Source organism: Ilumatobacter sp. (genome assembly GCF_049588435.1).
Taxonomy (GTDB): domain Bacteria; phylum Actinomycetota; class Acidimicrobiia; order Acidimicrobiales; family Ilumatobacteraceae; genus Ilumatobacter_A.
The window spans coordinates 1-1,716 of record NZ_JBAVYV010000473.1 but is presented as its reverse complement, the minus strand read 5'-3'; the positions used below and the strand labels follow the sequence as shown (position 1 = coordinate 1,716).

General features: G+C 64.9%; 2 protein-coding genes and 1 pseudogene. 2 read left to right on the top strand and 1 reads right to left on the bottom strand.

All coding sequences use genetic code 11. The features are described 5' to 3' along the window. Positions 1 to 618 (bottom strand): trigger factor (tig, locus tag WBV89_RS18010; protein ID WP_423982711.1); only part of this gene is annotated, 618 nt, incomplete at its 3' end. Between the two features lie 196 nt (positions 619 to 814). Between tig and WBV89_RS18005 the strand changes: the two genes are divergently transcribed. Next, a complete protein-coding gene (locus tag WBV89_RS18005) occupies positions 815 to 1,114 on the top strand; it encodes a hypothetical protein (RefSeq protein ID WP_423982710.1) in 300 nt (99 codons plus the stop codon). A gap of 192 nt (positions 1,115 to 1,306) precedes the next feature. Continuing rightward, positions 1,307 to 1,716: pseudogene (locus WBV89_RS18000) on the top strand (hypothetical protein); the annotation flags it as partial.

The following is a 1,716-nucleotide window of genomic DNA, read 5'->3' as shown; positions in this document are numbered from 1 at the left end:
AAGCAGAGCGTCGTCAAGACCCTCGAGCATGTTGCCCGACCCGACCTGGTAGGAGGTGCCCTGAACGGCGTCGACGTCGGCTCCATCGACCTTGGCGGACAGGTCGATGGTCACAAAGTCGTCGTTTGCCGCGGGGCGGTCAACGGACACGAGCGAACCGAAGCGCTCGCGCAGTGCGTCGACGCGCTCGTCGACGTCAGCGTCGCTGACCTCGATGGGCTCTACCTCAATGGTCAGGGTGTCTGCTGCGGGCAGGTTGACCTCGGGGCGGATCTCGACGATCGCGGTGAACTCGAGTCCCTCGTCGCCCTCGACGGAGCCGGGGATCTTGGTGACGTCGACCTCGGGCTGACCGAACGGACGCAGCTCGAGCTCCTGAACGGCCTCGGAGTACCAGCCGGGCAGACCGTCGTTGACGGCGTGCTCGATGACGGCACCCTTGCCTACGCGCTGCTCAAGAATCTTCGCGGGCACCTTGCCCTTGCGGAAACCGGGAATCTGCACCTGCTCGCCGATGTGCTCGTAGGCGTGCTTGAGGGCGGGCGCGAGGTCCTCCTCGGTGAGGTTGACCGTTACTTTGACGGTCGTGGCGTCGATGGTCTCGAAGGCGCTGGTCACTGACGTACTCCTGGATGCTGGAAGAAGGCTCAGCCATACACGGGGGTAGTCCGCGGCAGAGCAACCCCGCGATTCTACCGGTTAAGCGCGCGCGTCCCCAATCGGAGCCGGGTCACCGCTGCTGTGCACCGTCCTCTTGTCGAAGAGACGAGTGACCTTGCGGTTGAAGAACGCGCCGTTCATGTGGGTGCTGCCGATGGAGAACACGCAACCAACGGAGCCGATCGATGCGATCGACCCCACCGAGGCGACCGAGGCGATGGAGCCGAGCGATGCGACGGAGGCGATGCTCCCAGCACTTCCGATGGAGGAGATGCTCCCCGCGCTCCCCCGCGACGAGATGCTTCCGGCGCTGCCTTTCGAAGAGACGGACCACAGGCTGCGGGTCGAGTCTGCGCTTTGCATAGAGCCCTCGGTCAGAGTGAGCCGGCTTCGCTTTGCGGGTGGGTTCTTCGTGGCCATGCGGTGCCCCTCACGACGTTGGTGTGCCATCTAGTCGTAGCACGAATGGTTCCGTTGCACAGCACCATCGACCACGCCAGGGAGCCATCCACCCGTCGACAAAGGTACCGGCCGTTCAACATAGGGATCCGAGCAGGGCGTGGCGGGCGCCGTCTACCTACCCCACCTGAATACAGTGAGCTCACCGGCACTGCGATGATGCTCGCCGAGACCATGAGGACGACACATGACTGATCCGGCACCGCACGTGGCGGCGACCACTGCGGTGACCCCCACCCCCACCATGCGCCGCAACCGGGTGTGGGTCTCCGTCGCCTACGCGGTGCAGGGCCTCGGCTTCGCCGTCATCCTCACCAACCTGCCGGGCCTGTCCAGCCGCACTGGCATCGACGAGAGCGACGTCTCGCTTGTCGTATTGACCGCCGTGCTCATGGCTGGCGCCGGATCCATGGTCGCCGGAACGTGGGCCTCGAAGCGAGGCAGCGCATCGGTCCTCGCTCCGGCGTTCATCCTGCAGGCAATCGCCCTGGTGTTGGCAATCGCAGATCTCCCGTTCCCGATGCTGTTTCCGGTGTTCGCCATCTTTGGCTTTGGACTGGGGCTGGCCGATGCTGGCAACGGGATGCAGGCCATCAC

What these genes read in the sequence shown, in the direction of transcription:
- WBV89_RS18005 (WP_423982710.1), top strand. Translation starts at nt 815, where the DNA reads ATGGAGAACACGCAACCAACGGAGCCGATCGATGCGATCGACCCCACC.